Origin of the sequence: Psychrobacter sp. UBA6739, from assembly GCF_002453835.1 — a bacterium.
Taxonomy (GTDB): Bacteria; Pseudomonadota; Gammaproteobacteria; order Pseudomonadales; family Moraxellaceae; genus Psychrobacter; species Psychrobacter immobilis_A.
The window spans coordinates 7,868-33,138 of sequence record NZ_DKHR01000037.1 but is presented as its reverse complement, the minus strand read 5'-3'; the positions used below and the strand labels follow the sequence as shown (position 1 = coordinate 33,138).

The window sequence follows — 25,271 nt, the reverse complement described above, 5'->3', positions numbered from 1 at the left end:
AAAACACAGATTGATACTTAAACCAGCAACAACAACTGATACGTCATGCAATAGCATTTATATAACTATTACCCTATACTGACTGACATATTGCGATGATGATAATCTGATATCATTATCCTATATATTCTCAGCTGTACACTTTATGAATAGTATTACTTTATAGCAGACCATCAATGCGATTGAGCGGACTGTAGCTAACGATTACAAAAGGCGATCCTGTGCCCCAAAAACGTCTGAAAGACCTGCTTCCTACGCCAGAGAAAATCTTAGAAAGTCGCACCTTAAAACTGTTCGCACCGCATTTGGCTGATCCACGATTATGGCACTTTAATCGACATAGCTTAAATAAAGCGGTCTATATCGGGGTGCTTAGTGCATTTTTCCCATTGCCAGGGCAAATGCTACTGGCTCTAGTTGGCTCATTAATTTTCCGTGCCAATGTTCCCATGGCACTCGGTTTGACTTGGATTACCAATCCACTCACGAGCTTGCCGATCTTTTATGCAGGCTATTATATCGGTGCCAAAATCCTTGACGTACCGATGATTAGTCTGCGGCTTATCGGCAGGATGATTGCTGATTTTAGCTTATGGGCACTGTCAGATGGTGCAAATCCATTTATTACCTATCGCGGCACGGTATCGATTGCTGCTTTTTGCATAGGCTTGACGATCTTAGCGATTGTGACCAGCATCGTTTGTGGACTGGCATTTAAGGCTGTTTGGCGCTATAAAACCGTCGTGAGCTGGCAAAAACGTCAGCAAGAACCTTCTGATAAACCGCCTAAAATCTAATATATGCTGCTGTTATCAAGTCATGGTAACCTTAACGTAGCGAACCACCTTTTACTGCTAACCATTCGCTAACGATAGCAATCTAGGTCACCATCTACCCTCGATTATTCTATGCTATGACCTAAAAACAAAAGCCATTTTCTTTGCTGATACCCATCACTCTGCTTCTTTATTCTTTTCTATGGCAGCGAGGATGTTGTCCGTAAGGCTAGTGTCCATCACGAAAACTTCAACCACTTTTTCATCTTTAAGCAATGTATAACGTTTGCCCGTTGCACTGTCTTGAGCTTTTAGATCATAATCAACGCCAGCCAAAGTAATGGCATCAAAAACGGGTGTTAATAAATCTATTTGTGCCTGTTTATCAATTGTTTCGAATAACGTCACATCCATATAGGGTGTTAAAGGTTCATTGCCTTCTTCGGCACTGCCAAAAGCAGCGATTGGGTCGTCATCTCTATCCATCATAATAGTCCTTCTTTAATAAATTGGTGGCATTTTGCAGCCCCATTTTGCGTTTATATTTATTAAAAACTTCGTGTCTGTTGAACATAATATTATCGTTCTAGGGTATATCCTCATTTAATAATAATGATGATAAAAGCAAGACAAATTGCCGTTAAACAAGAGAAATAACACAGATCATAGTAAATATTAATCAGCAGTTCATTTCAACGACGTTTGATAAAGTTTAGCCCATGTAGATATCAATTGACTTAAATCAGGACACACCCTACTAGTTAGCAACCATAACCATTTACGCTATTAAAAATAAAACGTTAAAAAATGCAGTGTTAAAAAACAGTTAATACTGCTCCCAATGACCATTACGTAGCAATAACTGACGATCTGCCAACGCCGCGAGATTGCGATCATGTGTCACCATTAATAGTGCGGTCTGCATGGTATTTTGCAGCTCTGATAATAATCCAAACACGCTTTGCGCATTGTCATAGTCCAAATTACCAGTTGGCTCATCTGCCAAAATGAGCGATGGCTTCGTAACCAAAGCACGGGCAATAGCCACACGCTGACGCTCGCCGCCCGATAGCTCACCAGGTCTATGCGCCAGACGGTGCTCAAGTCCGACACTTTCTAGTATCGCAATTGCTTGCTCTCTTGCTGAAGTCGTTGAGACCTCTGGTCGCATCAATAACGGCATCGCAACGTTTTCAATGGCAGTAAATTCGGCTAATAAGTGATGAAACTGATAAATAAATCCCAGATGCTTGTTACGCATGGCACCGCGCTCAGTTTCATTCATGCTATTTAACAATTGACCATGTAGCCAGACCTCGCCGCTGGTTGGCGTATCAAGACCACCAAGCAAGTGTAGCAAAGTGCTCTTGCCTGAACCACTGGTGCCAACGATGGCGATGCGCTCGCCAGCATGGACGGTCAAATCCAAGCCAGTCAATACTTGCGTACTAACCGCCCCTTCATCATATATCTTGTTGATATTTTTCGCCTCTAAAATGGCAGACATGGCTTTTCCTTTATTCTATTTATACTGGTATTGATGCTGTATTCAGCGCTACAAACAATTTATCAGCCTAAACTTGCATTAAAATTAATTTTAACTAACAAGCATTGGTGATAACTTAAACTGTATATAAAAACTTAAGCGGCATATAAAATCATTTATTCATAACGCAACGTCTGTGCTGGCTGAATCTTAGCCGCTCGGCGTGCTGGATAAATAGTTGCCAAAAAGCTCAGTACGAAAGACGCACCTGTAATCAATACTACATCTAGTACACGCAACTCTGATGGCAAATAATTAACAAAATACGCATCAAACAAGTTCAAATTAAAGACTTGATTAATAAAGCCTAAAATATCACTCACTGTAAGCGCAAATATCACGCCCAGTATCGTACCAGCAATCGTACCAATCACACCGATCACCACACCTTGCACCATAAACACTTGGGTAATCAAACGAGGAGACGCACCAAAAGTTTTTAGAATCGCAATATCCGCTTTTTTGTCGGTAACGAGCATCACTAGGCTGGAGACAATATTAAAAGCTGCTACTAAGATAATTAAAAATAGCAGCAAGCCGACCATGGCTTTTTCCATTTGAATCGCACCAAATAGGTTGCCATGCGTTTGTGTCCAATCATTAGGATACAATTGCTGAGGAGCAATAGCGGCGGCTTTTTCTGCTGCCATCGGCGCGGTAAAGATGTCATTAAGCTTCATACGCACACCCTGCGCGCCATCTGGCAGACGCAACAGTTTTGCCGCATCACCCATCGGGATAAATGCCATGAGGCTATCCACTTCTGGACTGATGGTAAAAATACCGGTCAAGGTAAAGCGCTTGAATCGTGGTATCACGCCAGCTGGTGAAGGCGATGCCTCTGGTAGCACTAGCGTCACTTTATCACCCAGTTGCAGCCCTAGAGACTGTACCATCTCTTCACCCAGTACAATATTGAACTCACCACTTTGTAAAGTATCAATACTGCCTTGAACCATATGTTCATTGATAATAGAGACATCTTTTTCGTATTCAGGATCGACACCAGTGACCATAATCCCTGCAACCTGACCGTTTGACGTCAACATCCCTTGCAGTTGAATAAAAGGCGCTACAGCTGCCACTTCAGGATCTTCTTTAATTTTATCAGCCAATTGCTTCCAATCACTGATAATCTCGGTGGAAACGACCGTTGCTTGCGGAACCATACCCAAAATACGGGTTTTTAACTCCCGATCAAAACCATTCATGACTGATAGCACCGTGATCAATACGGCAACCCCAAGAGTCAAACCAATCATCGAGATCAGCGAGATAAAGGAGATAAAACCATTACTACGCTCTGCTCGGGTGTATCGTAAGCCGATAAACAACGCTAAAGGACGAAACATATTCAAACTCTTTATCTTATCTACGTGCGACTTTATATATACTATACAACGAGCAACAGCAAATGCATCTCACACCTGCACTTGCCATAGTCACATATAAATCGAACACAAAAACAGGGTTTCAGACGAGCCAAAGACAGCCGTCAAAAGGGAGCTAGTTTGACACAATTTGGCTGATATGTGCCAGTCATTAGCAAAAACTGGGCGTATTTTTTAATAAAAAACTGGCTTTTGTTACTATTTTTTATGAGGGGCTTGCTATTACTTGCGTCAATACCTATATATTGTATGCTAAGGACAATTGTCATTAACCATTCATTTCATTGTTGTTTGTTGACCCTTTACTGATGACAACGTTGCCAACTATCATAAATCTATCGTGTTAAATAGAGCCTTATGATAGCCAGCAATAGCCGTTTCAGGTCCAAACCTCACGCTGACTAATTTTGAGTATCTTCATGACCATTAATTATCAATATAAAAACGTCCAATCTCCCACCAAAATCACCATGACTGATGAACAATCTGCAGGTCACGCCGATCATTGGAGTATTCTGACCGATGACATGAGTCATGACGTGCCAGAATGGCTACAAAAAATGATCGAAAAGGCGGCCATGCCTAAAGGTCTCAATAGCAATGTCAGCGCTCAAGACAGCTGCCTATTGCTGTCTGAAAACCAGCCTTGTCATATCAATCAAGTATTGGCCATGAAAAATGGTAAGCCTGAATGCTTTATCAATGCTTATCCTTGTGTCGATAGCCCGTATGGACTCAATTGTAAGATTGAGCGTATCATTGCCAATGACAATTCACACGATGCTGTATTACGCTTGCGTACCGCTGATGGTAGTATTATTTACGCCTTTGACCAGCTCTACACCACCAATCGCCATTTATATCAGCGAGACACGTCTTACTTTGTGAACTTTAGCGCTTGGGCACATGAGATTAAGCTAAGTGAGCAAAACGAAGTCATCATGGTCGAAGATCAAGAAGCGATCCGCTATCACCGTGCATTTAACGACATCGTTGCCGCCAATGATGGAAAAATACCCGATGATCTGCAAGAGCAAATCAAAGAATGGAAACCAGAGACCAAAGCGCAAATGGCGCCAGTTGAGATCAACTTAGGTCACATGTGTGCCTATCTATTTGGTGATACTTTGGGACAAGAAGATGAAGCATGGTGCCAAGGTCAGGTGCTCGGTAAGCAAGAAACAGTGTTTAATGATAAATCCATTATCCTGTTTGATGTCGTGGTACTACGCGAACAAGATGCCGATCCTTTCGTGATTCGTATCGGCGCGCTCAACACGCCAGAGACGGCTTCTATTAAAGTGCATGACTACGTACAAGCGAACGTCTGGCTACAAGCTGCCATCTATAAAGAAAACCAGCAAAGTGCGGCGCAGCAATCAAAAGCCAGTTAACTACTTTACGAGTCATTCGCTACTTTTAAGAATGACCATTAAATGTATCATCAAATAAAAAGCCCCTAATAAGCATTAGGGGCTTTTTGTCTTTTTACAATCGTCGGGATAAAATCCTGAAAATATAAAATTAAGCCATGGTCGTCATTGATTTAATACGAGTATATAGCTCTTTTTGTTCAGCACTTGGGCGTGCCGTTTGTACTGCCATCAGTTGTGACATATCGCCTTCAACGCGAATTTTACCACCCATAAAGGCACCCATAATTTCATTGGTATCGAAATCAGTGATGATTGATTGCAAGATACTGCGGTCAAGCAACAAGGTAGTGGTCGCTGCATCGTTCAAGCCGCGATGCAATAAACCGTTTGCAAAGTTTGCTTCAATGTCTTGCTCAGTGTCAGATACTTTTAGATTGACGATCATATTCGCCAGTGCTGGCGGCAAATTTAGCTCGCCTGCCTCATTACCCATTTGCTCAACTTGCTCAAACCACTCATCTGTCAAAAAAACTGCCATATTATTGTCCTTAATTGGTGTTATTTCAGGCTACCGTTGTTTGGCTCACTCGCCTGACTGGATATCAAGTGATAAAATAGTTGCTCATAATAGCAGTACAAAAACTGCTATCATCACTTATATTTAGCCTCATTATAAGGGTCGACTTGATGATAAGTAAAACTTATTTAGAGTGCTTATGCGGCCATTGTTACAAAAATGCTGCTGGTCATGATATCTAAGCGTAGTAATTACTGTCCCTCTATCACCAAAATGTATTTCTAGAATCGTGATAAAATTGGGTATAAAATAGACAGATTGCACAGCTATAATAAGTTGCTTGCTAAGATTTTTACCAAAGAGTTTGTATTTTGCCGCATAGTTCTGATGATATTTGATTAGGATTGCGTTACAATACCCTTAAACAGAGTCGGGAGTTTTAACTAAACATTACGCAAACATGTTTTTTTGTCAGCCGCCGCTAGCATACGTCTATGGTCAGTACATTTTTATGGCCCTATGGATATTGGTATCTATCTTCATTAGTACAGCATTTTTGGTAATAATTAAGATAAATACTTCACCTCTTTAGATGTTTGATGCTCAAAAACGGCGCATCTTCTTATTCACCTTAATGATTTATTAACAATCCTACTATCGACCAGCTGTGAGTGTCGTGCGTTTAAAACGCCTTTATGCCTCAATACCAGCTGATACAAAGCGAAAGCTTAGATTGATAGTTAATAATATTATGGTGATAAGCGAGACAAAAAACAGCATGTGCCGCGATTCTATTTTTATCTGACTATTACTTTTATGATGCAGATAGCGCGGAGAGTTAGTTAATTCTGTTGATAATTCGGGCTGTAAAGGAATCATCCAATGAGTTTACAAAACACAGCAGTCGCCCCAGTTGACCGTGAGTACGAAATTACTATCGTAAGATTCTTTACGATAATGGCCGTGGTATGGGGCATCGTCGGCATGAGTATTGGTGTGTTCATTGCTTCACAGTTAGCATGGCCATCACTTAACTTTGACATTCCATGGCTGACATTTAGTCGTTTAAGACCGCTACATACCAATGCGGTCATTTTTGCGTTCGGTGGCTCTGCCCTGTTCGCAACGTCTTACTATATTGTTCAGCGTACCTGTAAGACAAGGTTATTTGCTCCTTATTTAGCTTGGTTTACCTTTTGGGGTTGGCAAGCCGTTATCGTATCAGCGGTTATTACCCTACCTTTAGGTTTAACATCGACCAAGGAATACGCTGAGCTTGAGTGGCCAATCGATATTTTGATTGCCTTGGTATGGATCTCTTATGCCATTGTTTTCTTCGGTACGCTCATCAAACGTAAAACCTCACATATTTATGTGGCTAACTGGTTCTTTGCAGCCTTTATTATTACGATTGCATTACTGCATATCGTAAACAGCATGGCGATTCCTGTTAGCGCATTTAAGTCTTACTCGTTATTTGGCGGTGCGACCGATGCGATGGTGCAGTGGTGGTACGGACATAACGCGGTAGGTTTTTATCTAACGGCAGCTTTCTTAGGAATGATGTATTACTTCGTTCCAGTACAGATTGGTCGTCCTATTTATTCTTACCGTTTGTCTATCGTTCACTTTTGGGCACTTATTGCGTCATATATGTGGGCTGGTGGTCACCATTTGCATTATTCAGCGCTTCCAGATTGGACGCAGTCTTTAGCAATGGTATTCTCAATCATCCTGTTTGCGCCATCTTGGGGTGGTATGATTAACGGTGTGCTCACACTATCAGGTAGTTGGGATAAGTTACGTACCGATCCGATCATTCGCTTTATGATTGTGGCATTGTCGTTCTATGCGATGTCGACGTTCGAAGGCCCAATGATGTCGATTAAGACAGTGAATGCGTTATCGCATAATACGGATTGGACAGTCGGTCACGTACACTCAGGTGCACTTGGTTGGGTAGGTATGATTACCATTGGTTCGCTATATGTACTGTTACCACGTATTTATAACAAACCTAAGATGTATTCTATCAGCTTAATCACCACGCATTTTTGGTTGGCGACAGCGGGTACTATTTTCTATATCGTATCAATGTGGATTTCAGGTATTGGCCAAGGCATGATGTGGCTGGCTACTAATCCAGACGGTACGTTAGTATATAGCTTCGTTGATACAGTTGAGTTCTCACATTTCCCATATATTGGTCGTGCTTTTGGTGGCCTATTGTATGTATCGGGTATGTTTGTGATGGCATATAACGTTTATAAAACACTTAAAATGCCAGAAGGTAAGCCTGTCGATATCGCAGATCCTACTGATCATGAACCTAGTGTTGATAAACCTTCAGCAGCTAACGTATAAGGAGCGATCATGTCTGGTACACCGCATGAAATTATTGAAAAAAATACAGGCTTGTTGGTTATCGGTATCGTTATTGCTATTAGCTTTGCAACGCTAGTTGAAATCGTACCATTGATATATGACAACAAGGGTCCTGAAGAAGGTGGGGTGAATGCTCCCCTGCCCTCCATGGAGCCATGGACTGCACTAGAATTTGAGGGTCGTGACATCTATATTCGTGAAGGTTGTCACGTTTGTCATACTCAGATGATTCGTCCACTACGTGCTGAAGTTGAACGTTATGGGCCCTACTCACGTGCTGCTGAATCTACGTGGGATCACCCGTTCTTATGGGGTTCAAAACGTACTGGACCTGATCTGGCACGTGTTGGCGGTCGTTATTCTGAAGACTGGCAAAAGCAGCATTTAATTGCGCCACGTTCACTAGTACCTGAATCAGTAATGCCTGGTTTCCCGTGGCTTGCTACCAACGAAGTGAATGGTGAAAACGTTCAAACTAAAATGCGTCTATTCCGTGATCGCTTTGGTGTACCTTACACTGAAGAAGATATCGAAGGAGCACCAGATGCTGTACTTGGTGCCACTGAACTTGATGCTTTGGTTGCTTATCTACAGCAACTGGGCACCGCGATGGAAGGACAGCGCTAATGGGTATTGGTGAATTACAAACAATTGCGACCGTTTCTGCCTTTGTTGCCTTCGTAGGTGTTGCATGGTGGGCGTATTCGCCAAAAAACAAAAAACGCTTCGAAGAAGATGCACAACTTGCGCTTGATGACGAGGATATAAAATCTCTGTCTGAAGAGCAGCGCAATAAGGATAAACGATGACATTTTTTTGGAGTTCTTGGATTACCATACTAAGTATCATGTGTTGGGCTGCTATCCTCGGTGTCTTACTAATGGTATTGAAGTACAAGCCAGAACTAGAAGATGACGGTACGACAGGCCACGCTTATGATGGTATCAAAGAGTACGACAAGCCATTGCCTAAATGGTGGCTCGTGATATTTTTTGGCTCTATTGCTTGGGGTGTTGCCTATTGGGTATTTTTCCCAGGTATTTTCCCATCAAAATGGGAAGGTATTGCCACTGTAGAAGTCGATGGCGAAATTGTACCGTGGACCTCTAAGAACGAGCTATATAGCGAACTTGAGAGTAATAACAAAGTATTTACGGATAACTTTGAGAAAAATATTTTAGCAAAAGCGGATGCTAGTGGTGCGACACAGACCTTAGCGGCACTTGCTGAGTTACAGGCAACGATGCGCCGCAGTGAAACACCACCAGCAGATCTGCAAGATCAAATTGACAAGAAAACTGCAGAACTATCCCCTTATGTAGAAAAGCTTTCAGAAAACCGGAATGCTTTAAAAGTTGGTAGTCGTTTGTTCTTACAGAACTGTGCGGTCTGTCATGGCTCTAACGCCAAAGGTGCGATAGGCTATCCAAATCTAACTGACAATGACTGGTTATATGGCGGAGAAGCGTCAAACATTTTGACCACGCTACATAAAGGTCGAGTTGGTGGTATGGCTGCATGGCGTGATCAAATCGGTGAAGATGGGGTACGTGCGGTATCTGAATACGTGCTATCAATATCTGGCAACCAACCTGGTTACGAGCTTGATAAAGCTCAAGTCGCTCAAGGTGAGGCCATCTTTAATGAGCCGACTAACTGTGTACTTTGTCATGGTGCAGATGCCAAAGGTATGACTTCTACTGGCGCGCCAAACTTGACAGATAACATTTGGTTATATGGTGGTGATCGTGAGACCATCCGCGAAACCTTACGTTATGGTCGTGCTGGTGTGATGCCTGAGTGGGAAACCAAACTGGGTAATGAGCGTATTATGCTACTTGCAGCTTATGTTTACTCATTATCAGATAAAACCCCTCAACCTGCTGCTAAAGCACCAACCGCTACTCAAATAGCAACCACTATAGAAACGACGGCTAACTAATATTTAAAGATGGTTGTCATAGCATCAGTGGATAAGATTTGATAAAAGGAGAACTGTTATTGCAGTTCTCCTTTTTTTATAAATTCTTTGATGAGAATTTATCGACTGCTACCGCATTGTCAAAATTTGAGTAGCAAATGAAATGGAGTTTAATACTGCATAGAGCATGACCAATATATCGATCATTATGCTGATATATTGATTGGTTTTTAAGATTATTACCCCATTTATAATAGGGAGAATGCTAAAATGATAATACATAAAAACCACTTATTAGTGGCGAATTTAGAAGATAGTCATCCATTCTCATTAAGCTATTTGCAATCGATCATTTGGTAGATGGGTTAAAATATTTTTCTGTTCAATATTTTATCCGCTACTTACTGACATTGATAACATCACACACTCATACATCTGATGATTAAAGATGTTTGTTCATCATGCCAGCAAACTGATTCTTTTTTAAAAGAGGCACGTTTATGTCAGCACCACAACCCAATAAAATCCCTGTACAGCAAATTGACCTTGATGCGACCAAGCATCGAGTTCACCCTAGGTTTGTCACCGGTTTTTATCAAAACATTCGTGTCGTCACGATGTATGCACTTTTAGCCGCTTTTCTGCTGTTGCCGTGGTTACGTTATAATGGTAGGCAAGCAATATGGCTTGATGTTCCCTCGCAGCATTACTATATTTTTGGCATGACTTTTTTGACCCAAGATTTTTACTTCATTGCCGCCTTTGCGATTATTGCCGCATTCACTTTATTCATGGTGACTGTGTATGCGGGGCGTGTTTGGTGTGGCTATGCCTGCCCTCAGACGATTTGGACACATCTTTATCAATATGTTGAAAAATGGGTGATTGGCGATCGCAACAAACGTATCAAGTTTGATAAAGAACCGATGAGTGCAAAAAAAGCCTTTAAACGTTCTTTGATATATTTTATTTGGTTGGTATTTTCAGTGATTACCGCGGCAACCTTTGTCAGTTATGTCGCTGGAACAGATTATTTATATCAAAGCTGGCAAACCATTGGTTTTATTCCTATTCCTGATTGGCCAACATGGGTATGGGTATCAATGTTTATCTTTACCTTTGCCACTTATGCCAATGCGGGCTACATGCGCGAGCAGATGTGCGTACAGATCTGTCCTTATGGTCGTTTTCAGAGCGTTATGTTTGATAAAGATACGTTGGTTGTGTCTTATGATTATGAACGTGGCGAACCTCGCGGGGCACGTAAAAAAGGCACCCATCCTGAACATTTAGGGGATTGTATCGAATGTACCATGTGCGTACAGGTTTGTCCGACTGGGATTGATATTCGAGATGGCTTGCAAGTTGGTTGCATCCAATGTGCTGCTTGTATTGACGCTTGTAATGAAATTATGGATAAAGTCGGCTATCCACGTGGGCTTATCCGCTATACAACAGAACGACAGTTGTCAGAAAAAGAAAATACCCGCGTCATCAGTCCACGTCTATTTGCTTATTTAGCCGTTATTACTATTTTATGTGGTGGCGTTATTTATGCGTTGACGGACCGTGTACCGTTAGAGATTGATATTCGCCGTGACCGTAATCAGTTGTCTTCAGTGAATAATCAAGGCATGATTGAAAACAGCTATATCGTCAAGCTGACTAATAAAACACAAGAGCCGCATACCTATACAATAACCCTTGCTCCACAAGAAGGTTTGAGCTTGGCGCTGCGATTCAACGATGTACCATTAGAAGCAGGTGAAAGCTTTGATATGCCTGTGAGTATTTATGGCGATCCTAAGGTCATCGATTTTGAACAAACATCAGTGACCCTAAATGTGACCAGTGAAGATGGTCAGTATAAAGTCAGTAAACAAAACGTATTTACTACTCAAGGGCAGTAGGTTTTTATAAGCGCTTGATAGCTTAGCTAGTGCGGGTCCTCATTTTAAAAGTGGTAATAAAAATGAGATAAATGGCAGCTAAACTGGGAAAGTAGTGCAGATAACATCGTGCTATTAACCAGTAGTTTGGCAAAATTTAACCATTTTTAATCCATTTAGGTGCTTTCATTCAGACTGAGGATGCGCCCTAGTATATAATTCTATATTTCACCTGTGAGTCAGTGGCTAGCAGGTGGACGATTTATCATTAAACTGGCAGCTGTTTCGTTGTCAGCTTATCCATTGATACAGTTTATAGATATCTGATAAACAGATATCTGATTAATAGGTATTTTATGTCTACTCCAGCATCAAATTTTAAGCATCAAGATACTCAGCCATGGTATAAGAATTACATGGTGGTTATTTTTGTTATTGGCATGCCAGCATTTGTCGTAGTGGCCTGTATCTTTTTTGTTTATTACTCTTATCAAATTCGGGATAGCGTGGTACGTGACGACTGGTATATGGATGGTAAGACGCTTTATCATGATGTATCACGTGACAAGCTGACTTATGACTTAGATTTGCACGGCGAAATGCAGTTTGCAGATAATGGTGATGTTGTATTTTATCTAAATTATCCTGAACAGAGTCTGCAATCAGGTAAACTGCTGAATGGTAATCCTTTGGCTTATCCTGAAAAACTAGATCTGTCTATCTCGCATGCAACCGACATCAAAAAAGATCACGATGTCGTACTTCAACATGTCGAGGGCAATAAATACAGTGCGCAGGTAGATATAGATCCTTTAAAAGCAAAATATTATCTACAAGTAAGTAGTGATGGTAAAGATGACTGGCGTATGCAAGATGTGGCGAAATTACCACGTTCAAAAGTTAGCTTTGACCCATTACCTGTTTTTGCAGAAAGTTGATTTTACCAATCTTGCTATTATAAGCATGATTAATAATTGATTTATTAACACATAAAGAAACCAGCCATTTATCAATAATGAGCTGGTTTTTTATACTAACAGTTTACGCTATTTTTATAAATGTCATTTAACAATATCGAATAAGCGAATTGTCAAATAACAGGATTTATTGTTGGAATCTTCTGATTCGTATGCTTGTTTTCTGCTGAATTATCCGACTCTGTCGAAAGCAGCTTACGATCAAACTTCGGATTGAACGCTTGAGTTTTTGGCGATACAGGTAAGCCAATTTCAGCCAAGCTCTCGGTCTGCCCTGCTTGGATATTATCCCCTTCAAACAAACGTTCATTGTCATCACGATCAAGACTTAACTGCTCAAAATCGAATAGCTCACGGTCTGCTAGTTGTGACGGTGCGACGTTTTGCATGGCTTTAAAAATAGAGGCCAAACGCTGCGGATGAGCATTATCCCATTCCCGCAACATATCGTTGATAATGGCTCTTTGTAAGTTGGTTTGGCTGCCACATAAATTACATGGAATAATTGGAAATTCTTTTAAGCGAGCATATTCGATGATGTCTTTTTCTTCGACATAAGCCAATGGGCGAATAAGTAGGTTTTGCTTGTCGTCACTGAGCAATTTCGGTGGCATCGATTTAAGAGTGCCGCCATGAAATAAATTCAAAAAGAAAGTCGCCAACATATCATCGCGATGATGACCCAGCGCAATTTTGGTTGCGCCAATCTGCTTAGCAAAACCGTATAATGAGCCGCGGCGCAGACGTGAACACGCCGAGCAATAAGTTTTGCCTTCTGGCACCACGCTCTTAACAATACTATAAGTGTCTTTTTCTAAGATATAGTGAGCAATGCCCTGCTCGTTCAAATACGCTGGCAAAATATCTTCAGGATATCCAGGTTGCTTTTGATCGAGATTGACCGCGACGATATCAAAGTTAATCGGGGCGATACGCTTGAGTAATAGTAAAATATCCAGCAAGGTATAGCTGTCTTTACCACCTGAAACACAGACCATCACTACATCGCCGTCTTCGATCATATTAAAATCACGAATCGCCCAAGAGACTTGTCTACGCAGCTTCTTTTGCAGTTTACGGAACTCTGCTGATTCAGTAGACGTTGACGGTGCAGCGGCGATACTGTTTTCATTTGTATGATCGTCAGCAACATCCTCATATTCCATGCTATCACCATCAGTGTCCCAAGCATGATTATCCAAACCTGTATCAGCTGACATATCATCGATTTCAGGCGTAATTTGTGGCGTAAACAAGGTTGCTGCGGTCATAAGTTACTCAATATCTTTACAAGGGAATTTTGCTAAAAAATGGAAGGATAAAGCCTTTAGCAAGGAGGTAATAGCACAGTGGCTCTAAAAGCAGCGATTATAACAAAATTTGCTAACAGATTGAAAAGATGAGATTCAACTATCAGATTAAATATTCAGTCTTTTTTATGGCTTAGCTTAAGGTATGGTGAACATTCGACCATAGCACTGCTGATAGCTCCACACTTTTATAAACAAATTTCTCTTTTGAGCTGATTAAGGTTTCATATCGTATTTATAATGGCTTCGTGGTTCTGTAATGAGCGTATTTTTGCTAAAATAGGCGTTTTTCGCAAACCCATTTCGCAAACCAATAATAGATACCACTATGACTAATGTTACTTCGCAAAGCGCCTCCAATAATCAAGCCTTCGATACTGACTTAAATGCTCTGCATAAAAGCCAAAATGCCGTTGTGCTACTGTCAGGCGGGCTTGATTCGGTGACTTGTTTGTATTGGGCCAAGGCACGTTATGCGTCGGTGACTGCGGTCAGTTTTAACTATGGTCAACGCCACAATAGTGAGCTGGTCGCGGCAAAAGCCATCGCTGAGACTGCCGAGGTCAATCACAGGATTATTGATATTGATATCGCTCAGCTTGGTGGCTCTTCGCTGACAGATCACAGTATGATTGTTCCTGATGGCGATACGGATAAGTTCCCTAATAAAAAGCGTGATGAGATCGATAACGACGCTATTCCCAACACCTATGTGCCTGCGCGTAATACGATATTTTTGTCTTATGCGCTAGCCGTTGCTGAAGTGACCGATGCCAATCATATCGTCATTGGCGTCAGCTCAGTCGATTACTCAGGCTACCCTGACTGTCGTCCAGAGTATATTGCCGCCTTCGAGCATATGGCCAATCTTGCCACCAAAGCGGGTGTTACCGGTCATCACTTATCCATTCAAACGCCATTACAGCAACTGTCAAAAGCAAAAACCATTGAGCTTGGATTGTCATTGGGCGTCGATTATGGGCAAACCATATCTTGCTACCAAGCCGATGCACAAGGTCTTGCTTGCGGTGTATGTGATAGCTGTGCCCTACGCCGTCAAGGCTTTGCTCAGGCTGGCATCACTGACCCAACCCATTATCAATCTTAGTTAATGATGAGATTGCACTTGCATGAAAGCGTGATAGCAATCAACATTAGCGAAACATTCGCTTGCATTAACACAGCACGCCGCCGTTGTATTTTAACTCACATACTTGTTATGGTATGAGCGATTGCATTTATCACAAGATATAAGTAACCACATTAGTCAACGAACTATGAGTACTTTTGCTTTACTTTGAGTACAAAATTTAGAAAATTGATGTTACCCGTAAGAGGATATTTATGAAGTTGTTGCCATTATTACCCCTAGCTTTAGCTGCCATTTTTGTGATGCCACAAGCAAACGCTGCCGATATTAAGCAAAATAACATCAATACCTGCGTTAATGGTGCGGTCAAATATAAAGTCGCTGACAAAGGCGATGCGACCAAACTATGCAATTGCACTATTGGCGTGCGTAGCAACATGACCATCGGTCAGATGTGGGAAATTGAAAGTTATGCCCAAGATAAAAAAGATCCGTCTGCACTGCCTTACGTCAAAAAAATGCAAAAAGATTTGCAGCAATGCACTGTTGGCTTAGATTTAAAACAACCACAAAAACCAGCATAATACACATCTCGTTTGATATACAAAAGACTGGCTATTGCCAGTCTTTTGTATATACCTAAACCATTGTTTTTATTGCATATATATTAAATACTATATCTATTGGTAGCCATTTTTATAGTTACCTGTAGCTTTCTCTCCTTTTATAGCACTCCGAAAAACTCCCCTTATTTCATTCTCTTAACACTAGTAACCCCATCAAACTTAGTTAAGCAGCTCATATAATAATCTTCTATATCGTGATATTCAGTGAATAGCCGCTTGTAGGTTTCATAGTGCATGCCTTTAGGTTTTCGATAAGGGTTTTCATGCCACTTCAAACGCTTTCTTATTGCTTGCATACTTGCATCAGGTCGCTAGCACCGCTGCATAAGCTGTCGCTCAATGTGTTCTTAATTCCTTCAGCTCAATCCTCTTGAATGATACCTCCCTATCTGCTTTTGCTTCTGCACTGGACTGTACCCAAGCTGCGTGTGCTTTTGCGTCCGCTTCTGCCCTAGCTGCTTCTACTTTTACCCTAGCTGCTTTTTCTTCTGTCCTAGCTATTTCTGCTTTTGCAATGGCTGCGTTTGCTTTTGCAATGGCTGCGTCTGCTTTCGCGTATGCTTCTGCCCTAGCTACTTTTCCTGATGCTTGTGCTTTTGCGTATGCTTCTGCACTAGATGGTTCGGCTGCAACCATGGCATATTCATTATTGGCACTTGCTATTCCCAAAGAACAAACTGTTAAAACTATAATGCCTGATATGAATGTGAATAAGTGGTTTAATGCTTTCATTGTATTGTTTACTCTCAGCTTCATTCAAATAAATCTACAATACACGATATCTAAATCATTAGGCAAGTTTGCTTCTTCCTGCCTCCTCATTGCTTGCATCGTTATTATGAGAAAACTATCTTTCATTCGAGACATATACTCCTTTGCGCGTAATGTTCCATAAACTCCCCTTAACGTTCTTTACTTTCACTATGAGCGGCTCTAACTAGTAGCTCGCAATGGTTATTATGTATCTGTTGGTCGCTGATATCACGATTGATCCAGTCGTAGTAGCTTGACGGCTTAATACTTAGTACACGGCACATAGAGACGATACTAAAAACCTGTCTATTAGTTTTTATAAAGGCATACCTTACTAGCTGTGCTTGGCGAAGTACGCCGTCGCCTCATTCGAGCATAGCTCTCATCTTGCATCGGGGCGAAACAGTGCTTCGCTTTATCCTTCCTCATTTAGTATCTCTCGTTCCTCTTCAGCCACTTTAAGCTGTCGTTTGAGGCGCTTGTTCTCTTCCATCACGGCCATAAGCTGTGTATCGTACTGCTCAGTCCCTTCAAGCTTGCCTTGAGTGGCTTTGTTATGCCAGTTAGATAAAGTCTGCATGGCGATACCAAGCTGCTTTGCAGTCGCTGAAATATTCCCATCGTTGTCCGCTATCTTCTTGACGGCTTCAGCTTTGAATTCTGTGCTGTAAGTTCTGATTTTCTTAGTCATGGTAAACTCCTCATCGAGTCGTTAGTTTACCAAGTTTAGGTGTACGGTTTCTTCAGCATAGCTCAGAATAAATAGAAGTGAAAGATACTGGCTATTGCCAGTCTTTTTTGTTGTCAATACAGGCGCAAAGTGTAAAACTGATTATGAATCGCTGCTAATCTGCTTATAATAAGCACACAGCATAGATTACCAATCGAAGTAAGTACTGATATAAGTACTGACATAAACAAAAACGAATAAGGATTTTATAATGGCAAAACCAACCACAGAAAACCTAACCTTACCTGACTTTCCAGTGACGATAGTACGAAAGCTTGCCGGCAACTTTATCCATGATGAAATCAATCTCAAAGAGATGATTGCCAATACTGATAAAGGACTTATTTTGTACTTTTATCCAAAAGATAGTACGCCAGGCTGTACCACTCAAGCAACCGAATTTACTGCTCATCTCCATGAGTTTGATGATTTAGGCTATGACATTATCGGCGTCTCACGTGATAGTGTTGAATCTCACGAGAAATTCATCACCAAATATGATTTAAACATTGCCCTTATCAGCGATACTGACGAAAAATTATGCCAATACTTTGACGTTATTAAAGAAAAAAACATGTACGGCAAAATAACATTAGGGCTGATCCGCTCAGTGTTCGTTTTTAACAAAGATGGCGAGCTGACCCATGCTCAGCGAAATCTACGTGCCAAAGGCTACACTGAACGTTTGCTTGAAACCTTAGCACCTTAACCAATAAAACTAAGAGTCATAAAAAAGAATTTTAGAATAGACGCTAATAATCATTACGATAAACGCTGGATATCAGAGGCCAAAAGTAGTTTTTGAATGACTATCTTTTAGAGCAATCTCTTATCAGAGGAATCTCTTAAAAAAATTATCTAAAAAACAGCCCTGAATAATAAACATCTTATAACTTGAGAATCATATGAATAAACAATCCGATACTGCAGCGGATAACACAGCATCCAAAGCTACTCGCCAAGTATCTGTTGCCGTTATCGGTGCAGGTACTGCTGGGCAAAATGCTTTTCGTCAAGCCAGTAAAACCCATGATGATGTTGTTATTATTAATGACGGATTCTGGACGACCACTTGTATTGCGGTCGGCTGTATGCCAAGCAAACTATTGATTGCCGCCGCTGATCGCGCGTATGAAGCCAATCACTCTGCTGAATTTGGCGTTCATGCCACTGTCCAGATAGATGGCAAGCAAGTCATGCAACGCGTTCGGGACGAGCGTGCTCATTTTGCTAGCTACATCAAAGCTCAAGTAGATAGCTGGCCTGATCACAAAAAAATCTCAGGACGCGCTCATATCAATAACCAAGGATTCATTGAAGTCAATGATGAGCTGATTGCCGCTGACAAAATCATTATCGCCACGGGCAGCTCTCCATTTATCCCAGATGGCTGGGCAGATAAGCTTGGTGACGCCATACTCACCTCTGATACGATCTTTGAGCTCACAAATTTACCAAAAACAATGGCCGTCGTCGGTACAGGTGCTATCGGATTAGAGCTTGCGCAAGCCTTTAACCGCTTAGGCGTAGAAGTAACTTTGTTTAATCGTGTCAAACGTGTTGCAGGTCTCAAAGACGATGATATCAATAACAAAGCTATCGATTGCTTAAGCCGCGAATTAACCATGCATTTGGGCAGCAAAATCAACGATGTCGGCGTGCAAACAGCCACGGATAATGACCATTCAGCCGCGTTCATTGACTATGAAGACAGTGCTGGAGAGTCGCAACAATGGCAAGGTGAGTATGTACTGGTTGCGACCGGTCGCCGCAATAATATCAAACCGCTGGGAGTCGAACATTTAGGCGTTAAACTTGATGATAAGGATCGTCCAAAGCACTTGAATAAAAAAACAGGTCAGATTGGTGATTTAGATGTCTATATCGTTGGTGATGCCAACGCCAATCTCCCACTATTGCATGTGGCCAGTGATGAAGGCTATAGCGCTGGAAGTATGGTCTGCGAGAATGAAGACGCCGCTCATATTCGCCCGCCCGCCACGCCCTTCTCGATTGTGTTTTGCTCACCACAAATCGTTAACGTCGGCATGTCTCTACCAGACATTCAGCAGGATACAAGCTTAGAATATGTCATCGGTAGCGTCAGCTTCGATAATCAAGGACGTAGTCGCGTGATGGGCGTCAACTGTGGTCTGCTACATATCTATGGCTGTAAAAAAACTGATAGAATCTTAGGCGCTAGTATGGTGGGTTCTGATGCCGAGTATATTGGACATATTTTAGCGGCAGCGATTACCAATGATTTGAGTGTTAAGGCCATGCTCGATACGCCTTTTTATCATCCTACGATATTAGAGGGCTTACGTACCGCCTTACGCGATGTTCAACACAAAATGGCAATACCTTATCAGTACCAAGACACACAGGAAGATAGCTTTTAAGCATCAGCTCAGCTACACTTTCAAAACAAGGATGTGCCGTATTAATCATCACTCATGTTGTGTTTGGTAGCACTAACGACTTGAGGTACTTTAAAAACTCTGCATGGACCAAAAAATGGCAATCGCTAGTATTACTGATTTTTTTAAAGAGATTGTTCGTGACCTGCATACTAGCCTCTACCTTGCGCTTGGCGGCTCTGTCGATGAAGAGTCACTTGATTGGTCGTCTCAAGCGGTAGAGCTCGCTAGTACTGCCATCAAAATCCTGATACTGCTGGCAGTGTTGGGATTTTTTTATTGGCTTGCCATTTACATCCTTAAGCAAAGTAGGACAAAAATCCGCCTGAATGAGCGCCGTACTAAGATTGTCCGTTCAGTCTTGCGTTATATCTGGATAGTTGCCAGCTTGATTGCCATTATGAGCCAGATTTACTTTGAGCCAGAGACTATCAAAGCCACTGCAAAAGCCAGTACATGGGCGGGTATTTATTATGTACTTTGGGCGTCATCTGGACAGATTATCCATAAGGTGTTACAGCATTATGGTCTCAATGCTTCTATAGAGCAGCTGCTTCAAAACATCTTGTCAGTGCTGCTATTGGTACTCGGACTTGCCAGCGTCATGGCGCAATTTGGTTTCGATATCGTCTCATTGGTCGCAGGTTTAGGGATTGTGGGCTTGGCAGTCGGTTTTGCTGCCCAGTCAACGCTTGCTAATTTCATTGCAGGTATTACCATTTTACTCGAACAATCTTTTCAGGTTGGTGACTGGATTCATATCAATGACAACGAGGGTCGCGTCGTACTCATTGCGTTACGCACCACCCATATTTTGACGCGAGACAACATCACCGTCATTATTCCCAACTCTAACGTTGCCTCCTCTGAGGTGACCAATTTAACCTCCAAGAACTTCATACGTTTCGATATTCGTGTGCGTATCGCCTTTGAAGATGATATCGATACTGCTCGCAAGGAAATTTTGCAGGTGCTTACTGACACCGATGTGGTACTCAGCCGTCCTGAAACCTCGGCCACCGTGGATGAAATTGGTGAGTATGGAGTGTTCTTTATCGTGCGTTTTTGGGTCAAGCCTGCTGCTGTCGCGCGCATGCCCAAAATTAAAGAAGGTCTAAAAGAAGATATCAAGCGTGCCTTTGATGCCGCTAATATTTCTACTCCTTATCCTCATATGCGTCTGCTTATGCCAAAGGACGTGGATTATCCTATTGCCACTAAACCTTTTGCGACTACAACGCAGGTCGTGTCAGAAACACCACCACTGAGCAAAGCGGATAAATAAGCTCATTATATTATTTATCCCTTGGACAATTTATTCCACAATTTTTAGGCTCAAGATTTTCATCCTCAGTATGATAAGCATGATTTTGTGAAAGGTAGCGTTGCTGAACCTCTCTTTGATAAACACCACCACTTTAAACCATCCTGCCCTGAATTATGGTAAAATTGGCGGTTAAACATCTTATTTTATGATGTGCATTACTTATCAATTTAGCCCACAGGTATCCGTATGACCGAAACAACCGCGCCCGCACCTCTAACAGCAGCTTCACCAGAATTGTCGCTTGACCTTATTATCACCTGTGCCGATGGGCTTGAGGCACCACTCCAAACTGAGCTGACAAGTTTTGGTATTGCAAGTGAAATCAAAAGTACAGGCCGTCTGGCAGTTACTGGTACTTTGCGTGACTTATATAGCATTTGTTTGTGGTCACGTGTCGCCTCGCGGGTACTAATGCTCATTAAACGCAAAAACATCAATGCCGAATACGATGTGGCTGAGCAACTTTATGGCTTGGCAAAATCGGTCAATTGGATTGAGCAGTTTAGTTTAGAGCAAACCTTTGCCATTCGTCTGTCGGTCGACAAGCGTGTCGCCGTCAGTCAACAGTTTGCGATGCTACGTATCAAAGATGCGATTGCAGATACGTTCAATGAAGTTTATGACAGCCGTCCTAACGTCGATAGTAAAAATCCAGACTTTTCTATATTTGCAACTGTGAATGATAAGCAAGCTGAGCTGTATTTGGATTTATCAGGTACCAGTTTGCATCGCCGTGGTTATCGTGTGGCAATGACTGAAGCGCCACTCAAAGAAAACTTGGCAGCGGCTCTACTATATAGTGCAGGCTGGCACAAGAAAAATGAAGCTGGTAATGCACCTTTTTATAATGCGCTAATTGATCCAATGTGTGGGTCTGGCACCTTTATCATTGAAGCACTACTCATGCATTGCGATTATGCTGTGGGTATCGATAAAGCCGCCAATCAATTTGGTTTTTACCAATGGCAGCATCATGATGATACGTTATGGCAACAGATGATCGATGATGCCCAGACACGTTTTCGCGAAGCCTTAGCAATTGCTAATGAGCAACCAGATACATTACCGCTGATTTTGGGTTTTGATGCCGATAGCGGCGCGATTTTAGCGACAGAGAAAAACTTGATTGCCGCAGGTTTGCAAGATTTACTACCACTACTCGATCTTGAGACGCGTGCGCTTGACCAGCTGAGCACTATTTTGAAGCCATTGGTCGATGACGGTCGCTTAAGCAATCCTCTAATCATCACCAACCCACCTTATGGTGAGCGTTTGGGTGACGAAGAGATGATTAAGCCATTGTACCAAGCGATTGGGCTTATTTTGCAAGACAGCTTTGCTGGTAGCGGCATCGATCCAATGCTTGGCATATTAGCATCTAATGTTGAGCAAGTTGATATCTTACCTATCAAAGAACCAAAAACCTTACGCTGTCATAATGGTGCTATCACCGTTTATTTCCGCTATGGCACGTTGATTGCGGGACAAACTGGCAATCTCGTTAGTCGCTTCGAAAAACGTGAGATTGAAGTGGAAGAGGGACAAGACTTTATCAACCGCTTGCAAAAAAACCTGTCCAAGCTGAAGAAGTTGGCTAAAAAAGACAAGGTTAGTAATTTGCGCGTTTATAATGCTGACTTGCCCGACTTCAAAGTCGCCGTCGATTTATATGGCGACTATGTGCACGTGCAAGAATATGCGCCACCAAAAACCATTCCACCTGAGACGGCTAAAAAACGCTTCAACTTGGCATTAATGGGTATTCGTGAAGTTTTTGGTATTAACCGTGAACAAATATTTATTAAGACTCGTGCACGCCAGTCTGGTAATGACCAATATAGCAAACAGAACACCACAGAAAAGCGTGGTAAATTTCATGTTGCACGTGAAGATGGTGCTTATTTTTACGTCAACTTTACGGACTATTTAGATACGGGTTTGTTCATTGATCACCGTAATATGCGTGCCCGTATCAAAGATAACAGTCGTAATAAATCCGTACTGAACTTATTTGCTTATACCTGTACGGCAAGTGTGCATGCGGCGCTTGCTGGCGCGAAAAAAGTCACCAGCGTTGACTTGTCACAGAACTATCTAGACTGGGGCAAGCAAAACTTTGTATTGAATGGTCTGGACGTTAGCCGCAATAAGTATCAATTCGTCGCAGCCGATATCTTTGAATGGATTAAAGACAATACTGAACAATTTGATGTCATCTTTATCGATCCACCGACTTTTTCAAATTCGAAAAAGTTCCAAGGTACCTTTGATGTGCAGCGCGACCACTCTGCCCTCATTAATCGTGCGATGAACCGCTTGACCTCTGACGGGATTTTGTATTTTTCAAATAACTTTACCCGCTTTGAGCTCGATGAGCAGCTAACTGAGCGTTATGATATTGTCGATATCACGCAAAAAACCATTGGTTTTGATTTTGATATTAAAAAACCTATTCATCAAAGTTTTGAGATTCGTCATCGTCAGGGTTGATAATTTAGGTTTATAGATGGATATAAAGGTTAACTACCGCATTTAGACGCCATCTTTTATAGTCAGTCTTGTCGTACACATAACAATGACCCAATCGGCTTTGATTGGGTCATTTTTTGTTGCTATGATAGAGCGTCACTAAGTAATAGCTAAGTAATAGCTAAGTAATAGCTAAGCAACCGTGAAGCGTATATTTACGAGCGCTTTAATCCCACTATTGCGATTGTTTTTATTTATATAACTTAACTATCAAACCCTTAATCACTCTAATAACAAGGATAACACCATGGCATTATCACTTAATAAAGGCGGTAACTTATCGCTCACCAAGACTGACCCAAATTTAACGAAGTTACTTATCGGTCTAGGTTGGGATGAACGCGCAACTTCTGGTGCTGAGTTTGATCTTGATGCCAGTGTGTTTTTACTGAATACGGCAGGTAAAGTACGCGGCGACCATGACTTCATTTTCTATAACCAGCTTAAGTCTGATAATGGCGCGGTTGAGCATACTGGTGATAACCGCACTGGCGAAGGTGATGGAGATGATGAAGTCGTCAAAGTAAACCTCACCCAAGTCCCAGCTGATGTGGATAAAATTGTCGTCACTGTTACTATTCATGATGCGGCGGCTCGTAGTCAAAACTTTGGTCAAGTTGCCAATGCCTTTATTCGTGTCGTGAATGAAGAGACAGGTACTGAAGTGGTACGTTTTGATTTGGCAGAAGATTACTCTGTTGAAACAGCAATGGTATTTGGCGAAGTCTATCGTCACAACGGTGAATGGAAATTCCGCGCCGTTGGTCAAGGCTATTCAGGCGGCTTGCAAGCCATGTGTCAACAGTATGGCGTTGTTATCTAATGTGATAACTTATTCATGCTTAGACTACTATATGACCATTAAACTCAAAATATAAAGCAAGTATTAGCCCTCTATTTGTACTCACCATTAGCAATGATAATGGCTGTAAAATATGGTTGCAAAATAGTCACAATTATTCATAGCTAAATGACTAGTAATGCTTTATGTTTCGTTTAGAATTATGCAAAAAAAGTGGTTAGCGATAACCGCTTTTTTTGTGGTTTGCGCCTATAGTAGGCCGACCTTAGCTTTATGCAACCAGACAGGATGTGTCATGAGACATTTTTATTTAGACTTTATTTTCACAGCCATCGCCCTAGCGGTCGCGGCATGGTGGGGATATTCACATGGCGGTATGGGCGGTATGATAACCACCCTATCTATTACCGCTATTTTGGCCGTCATGGAGATTTCATTATCGTTTGATAATGCGGTGGTCAACGCCTCAGTCCTTAAGGGCTGGGACGATTTTTGGAAAAAGATATTTTTAACGGTAGGTATTTTAATCGCCGTCTTTGGTATGCGTTTGGTATTCCCTATTGTCATCGTCGCGGTTACCGCTGATCTTGGTATGATGCAAGTTATAGATTTGGCATTGAACGATCCTAAAGAATACTCAGCCAGACTATTGGCGCATCATGCCGAAATCTCAGCATTTGGCGGTATTTTCTTATTGCTCGTCTTCTTAAACTTCATCTTTGATGAAAAAGAAGTACACTGGTTCGATTGGCTTGAGAGCCGTCTGGCAAAATTAGGCAAAGTCGATGCCATGAGCGTGTTTGTCGCACTTATCGTCTTGATGATTGCCGTATCATTTGCCAAGCCTGAGCAATCAGCTGCGGTCCTAATCGCTGGCGTATGGGGCATCTTAGTTTACCTTGGCGT

General features: G+C 41.8%; 22 protein-coding genes and 1 pseudogene (1 of these 23 cut by a window edge). 16 read left to right on the top strand and 7 right to left on the bottom strand.

What is annotated here, in order from left to right; all coding sequences use genetic code 11:
- Positions 1-221: 221 nt before the first annotated feature.
- Positions 222-797 carry a DUF2062 domain-containing protein gene (locus tag B2575_RS08800; protein ID WP_045445416.1) on the top strand — a complete coding sequence of 192 codons (576 nt, stop codon included), beginning with the start codon at positions 222-224 and terminating at the stop codon, positions 795-797.
- Between the two features lie 156 nt (positions 798-953).
- Here B2575_RS08800 and B2575_RS08795 read toward each other — a convergent pair whose 3' ends face one another.
- From B2575_RS08795 to B2575_RS08785, 3 genes are all read right to left on the bottom strand, one after another.
- Positions 954-1,265 (bottom strand): hypothetical protein, encoded by a 312-nt coding sequence (locus tag B2575_RS08795; protein WP_227678083.1) that lies wholly within the window; start codon positions 1,263-1,265, stop codon positions 954-956.
- A 337-nt stretch (positions 1,266-1,602) separates the two neighbouring features.
- Complete coding sequence (gene lolD, locus B2575_RS08790; RefSeq protein ID WP_045451357.1) at positions 1,603-2,283, bottom strand: lipoprotein-releasing ABC transporter ATP-binding protein LolD; 681 nt, start codon at positions 2,281-2,283, stop codon at positions 1,603-1,605.
- Between the two features lie 155 nt (positions 2,284-2,438).
- Entirely contained in the window at positions 2,439-3,674 is a 1,236-nt protein-coding gene (locus B2575_RS08785; RefSeq protein ID WP_055123885.1) for a lipoprotein-releasing ABC transporter permease subunit, read from the bottom strand.
- Between the two features lie 458 nt (positions 3,675-4,132).
- Here B2575_RS08785 and B2575_RS08780 point away from each other — a divergent pair, with 458 nt between their 5' ends.
- The gene (locus tag B2575_RS08780) at positions 4,133-5,107 is read left to right on the top strand and encodes a hypothetical protein (RefSeq protein WP_296241365.1); all 975 of its coding nucleotides are present in this window, start codon (positions 4,133-4,135) and stop codon (positions 5,105-5,107) included.
- A 130-nt stretch (positions 5,108-5,237) separates the two neighbouring features.
- Here B2575_RS08780 and B2575_RS08775 read toward each other — a convergent pair whose 3' ends face one another.
- Positions 5,238-5,627, bottom strand: coding sequence for a hypothetical protein (locus B2575_RS08775; protein WP_055123882.1), 390 nt, complete (start codon positions 5,625-5,627; stop codon positions 5,238-5,240).
- Positions 5,628-6,488: 861 nt separating this feature from the next.
- Here B2575_RS08775 and ccoN point away from each other — a divergent pair.
- From ccoN to B2575_RS08745, 6 genes are all read left to right on the top strand, one after another.
- On the top strand, positions 6,489-7,970 hold the full coding sequence (gene ccoN, locus B2575_RS08770) for a cytochrome-c oxidase, cbb3-type subunit I (RefSeq protein ID WP_045445398.1): 1,482 nt from the start codon (positions 6,489-6,491) through the stop codon (positions 7,968-7,970).
- Positions 7,971-7,979: 9 nt separating this feature from the next.
- A complete protein-coding gene (ccoO, locus tag B2575_RS08765) occupies positions 7,980-8,618 on the top strand; it encodes a cytochrome-c oxidase, cbb3-type subunit II (RefSeq protein ID WP_045445396.1) in 639 nt (212 codons plus the stop codon).
- Positions 8,618-8,800 (top strand): CcoQ/FixQ family Cbb3-type cytochrome c oxidase assembly chaperone, encoded by a 183-nt coding sequence (locus B2575_RS08760; RefSeq protein WP_010199605.1) that lies wholly within the window; start codon positions 8,618-8,620, stop codon positions 8,798-8,800. The genes ccoO and B2575_RS08760 overlap by 1 nt, the downstream gene beginning before the upstream one ends.
- Positions 8,797-9,933, top strand: coding sequence for a cytochrome-c oxidase, cbb3-type subunit III (ccoP, locus tag B2575_RS08755; protein WP_296241358.1), 1,137 nt, complete (start codon positions 8,797-8,799; stop codon positions 9,931-9,933). Before B2575_RS08760 ends, ccoP begins: the two co-directional genes overlap by 4 nt.
- 479 nt (positions 9,934-10,412) lie before the next feature.
- Complete coding sequence (ccoG, locus tag B2575_RS08750) at positions 10,413-11,822, top strand: cytochrome c oxidase accessory protein CcoG (RefSeq protein WP_201502321.1); 1,410 nt, start codon at positions 10,413-10,415, stop codon at positions 11,820-11,822.
- Between the two features lie 335 nt (positions 11,823-12,157).
- A complete protein-coding gene (locus B2575_RS08745) occupies positions 12,158-12,739 on the top strand; it encodes a FixH family protein (RefSeq protein WP_087813718.1) in 582 nt (193 codons plus the stop codon).
- A gap of 152 nt (positions 12,740-12,891) precedes the next feature.
- Here B2575_RS08745 and ttcA read toward each other — a convergent pair whose 3' ends face one another.
- A complete protein-coding gene (gene ttcA, locus B2575_RS08740; RefSeq protein ID WP_296241351.1) occupies positions 12,892-14,049 on the bottom strand; it encodes a tRNA 2-thiocytidine(32) synthetase TtcA in 1,158 nt (385 codons plus the stop codon).
- A gap of 430 nt (positions 14,050-14,479) precedes the next feature.
- Here ttcA and queC point away from each other — a divergent pair, with 430 nt between their 5' ends.
- A complete protein-coding gene (gene queC, locus B2575_RS08735; protein WP_167541684.1) occupies positions 14,480-15,196 on the top strand; it encodes a 7-cyano-7-deazaguanine synthase QueC in 717 nt (238 codons plus the stop codon).
- Between the two features lie 236 nt (positions 15,197-15,432).
- On the top strand, positions 15,433-15,762 hold the full coding sequence (locus B2575_RS08730) for a hypothetical protein (protein ID WP_296241348.1): 330 nt from the start codon (positions 15,433-15,435) through the stop codon (positions 15,760-15,762).
- Between the two features lie 378 nt (positions 15,763-16,140).
- Here B2575_RS08730 and B2575_RS08725 read toward each other — a convergent pair whose 3' ends face one another.
- Both B2575_RS08725 and B2575_RS08720 read right to left on the bottom strand, forming a co-directional pair.
- Positions 16,141-16,560 carry a hypothetical protein gene (locus tag B2575_RS08725; protein ID WP_296241345.1) on the bottom strand — a complete coding sequence of 140 codons (420 nt, stop codon included), beginning with the start codon at positions 16,558-16,560 and terminating at the stop codon, positions 16,141-16,143.
- 152 nt (positions 16,561-16,712) lie between these two features.
- Positions 16,713-17,248 (bottom strand): annotated as a pseudogene (locus B2575_RS08720) (transposase); the annotation flags it as partial.
- A 250-nt stretch (positions 17,249-17,498) separates the two neighbouring features.
- Between B2575_RS08720 and B2575_RS08715 the strand changes: the two are divergent.
- The 6 genes from B2575_RS08715 to B2575_RS08690 form a co-directional block, all read left to right on the top strand.
- Positions 17,499-17,996 carry a peroxiredoxin gene (locus tag B2575_RS08715; protein WP_176392985.1) on the top strand — a complete coding sequence of 166 codons (498 nt, stop codon included), beginning with the start codon at positions 17,499-17,501 and terminating at the stop codon, positions 17,994-17,996.
- Between the two features lie 196 nt (positions 17,997-18,192).
- Positions 18,193-19,689 carry a dihydrolipoyl dehydrogenase gene (locus B2575_RS08710; RefSeq protein WP_296241339.1) on the top strand — a complete coding sequence of 499 codons (1,497 nt, stop codon included), beginning with the start codon at positions 18,193-18,195 and terminating at the stop codon, positions 19,687-19,689.
- Between the two features lie 115 nt (positions 19,690-19,804).
- Positions 19,805-20,992 carry a mechanosensitive ion channel family protein gene (locus tag B2575_RS08705; RefSeq protein WP_296241338.1) on the top strand — a complete coding sequence of 396 codons (1,188 nt, stop codon included), beginning with the start codon at positions 19,805-19,807 and terminating at the stop codon, positions 20,990-20,992.
- A gap of 228 nt (positions 20,993-21,220) precedes the next feature.
- A complete protein-coding gene (gene rlmKL / locus B2575_RS08700) occupies positions 21,221-23,524 on the top strand; it encodes a bifunctional 23S rRNA (guanine(2069)-N(7))-methyltransferase RlmK/23S rRNA (guanine(2445)-N(2))-methyltransferase RlmL (protein ID WP_296241335.1) in 2,304 nt (767 codons plus the stop codon).
- Between the two features lie 286 nt (positions 23,525-23,810).
- Complete coding sequence (locus B2575_RS08695; RefSeq protein ID WP_055123872.1) at positions 23,811-24,386, top strand: TerD family protein; 576 nt, start codon at positions 23,811-23,813, stop codon at positions 24,384-24,386.
- Positions 24,387-24,660: 274 nt separating this feature from the next.
- On the top strand, positions 24,661-25,271 hold the 5' portion of the coding sequence (locus tag B2575_RS08690) for a DUF475 domain-containing protein (RefSeq protein ID WP_296241328.1). The gene runs 409 nt beyond the window's last position; the window shows 611 of its 1,020 coding nt (coding positions 1-611); the start codon lies at positions 24,661-24,663; its stop codon lies beyond the right edge, outside the window.

Bases quoted from the DNA above. Each gene is read 5' to 3' on its own strand.
- ccoN (WP_045445398.1), top strand. From the start codon at position 6,489: ATGAGTTTACAAAACACAGCAGTCGCCCCAGTTGACCGTGAGTACGAA.
- ttcA (WP_296241351.1), bottom strand. From the start codon at position 14,049: ATGACCGCAGCAACCTTGTTTACGCCACAAATTACGCCTGAAATCGAT.
- B2575_RS08745 (WP_087813718.1), top strand. From the start codon at position 12,158: ATGTCTACTCCAGCATCAAATTTTAAGCATCAAGATACTCAGCCATGG.
- B2575_RS08795 (WP_227678083.1), bottom strand. From the start codon at position 1,265: ATGATGGATAGAGATGACGACCCAATCGCTGCTTTTGGCAGTGCCGAA.
- B2575_RS08760 (WP_010199605.1), top strand. From the start codon at position 8,618: ATGGGTATTGGTGAATTACAAACAATTGCGACCGTTTCTGCCTTTGTT.
- lolD (WP_045451357.1), bottom strand. From the start codon at position 2,283: ATGTCTGCCATTTTAGAGGCGAAAAATATCAACAAGATATATGATGAA.
- B2575_RS08705 (WP_296241338.1), top strand. From the start codon at position 19,805: ATGGCAATCGCTAGTATTACTGATTTTTTTAAAGAGATTGTTCGTGAC.
- B2575_RS08715 (WP_176392985.1), top strand. From the start codon at position 17,499: ATGGCAAAACCAACCACAGAAAACCTAACCTTACCTGACTTTCCAGTG.
- B2575_RS08695 (WP_055123872.1), top strand. From the start codon at position 23,811: ATGGCATTATCACTTAATAAAGGCGGTAACTTATCGCTCACCAAGACT.
- rlmKL (WP_296241335.1), top strand. From the start codon at position 21,221: ATGACCGAAACAACCGCGCCCGCACCTCTAACAGCAGCTTCACCAGAA.
- B2575_RS08710 (WP_296241339.1), top strand. From the start codon at position 18,193: ATGAATAAACAATCCGATACTGCAGCGGATAACACAGCATCCAAAGCT.
- B2575_RS08775 (WP_055123882.1), bottom strand. From the start codon at position 5,627: ATGGCAGTTTTTTTGACAGATGAGTGGTTTGAGCAAGTTGAGCAAATG.
- B2575_RS08785 (WP_055123885.1), bottom strand. From the start codon at position 3,674: ATGTTTCGTCCTTTAGCGTTGTTTATCGGCTTACGATACACCCGAGCA.
- ccoP (WP_296241358.1), top strand. From the start codon at position 8,797: ATGACATTTTTTTGGAGTTCTTGGATTACCATACTAAGTATCATGTGT.
- ccoG (WP_201502321.1), top strand. From the start codon at position 10,413: ATGTCAGCACCACAACCCAATAAAATCCCTGTACAGCAAATTGACCTT.
- B2575_RS08730 (WP_296241348.1), top strand. From the start codon at position 15,433: ATGAAGTTGTTGCCATTATTACCCCTAGCTTTAGCTGCCATTTTTGTG.
- ccoO (WP_045445396.1), top strand. From the start codon at position 7,980: ATGTCTGGTACACCGCATGAAATTATTGAAAAAAATACAGGCTTGTTG.
- B2575_RS08780 (WP_296241365.1), top strand. From the start codon at position 4,133: ATGACCATTAATTATCAATATAAAAACGTCCAATCTCCCACCAAAATC.
- B2575_RS08725 (WP_296241345.1), bottom strand. From the start codon at position 16,560: ATGAAGCTGAGAGTAAACAATACAATGAAAGCATTAAACCACTTATTC.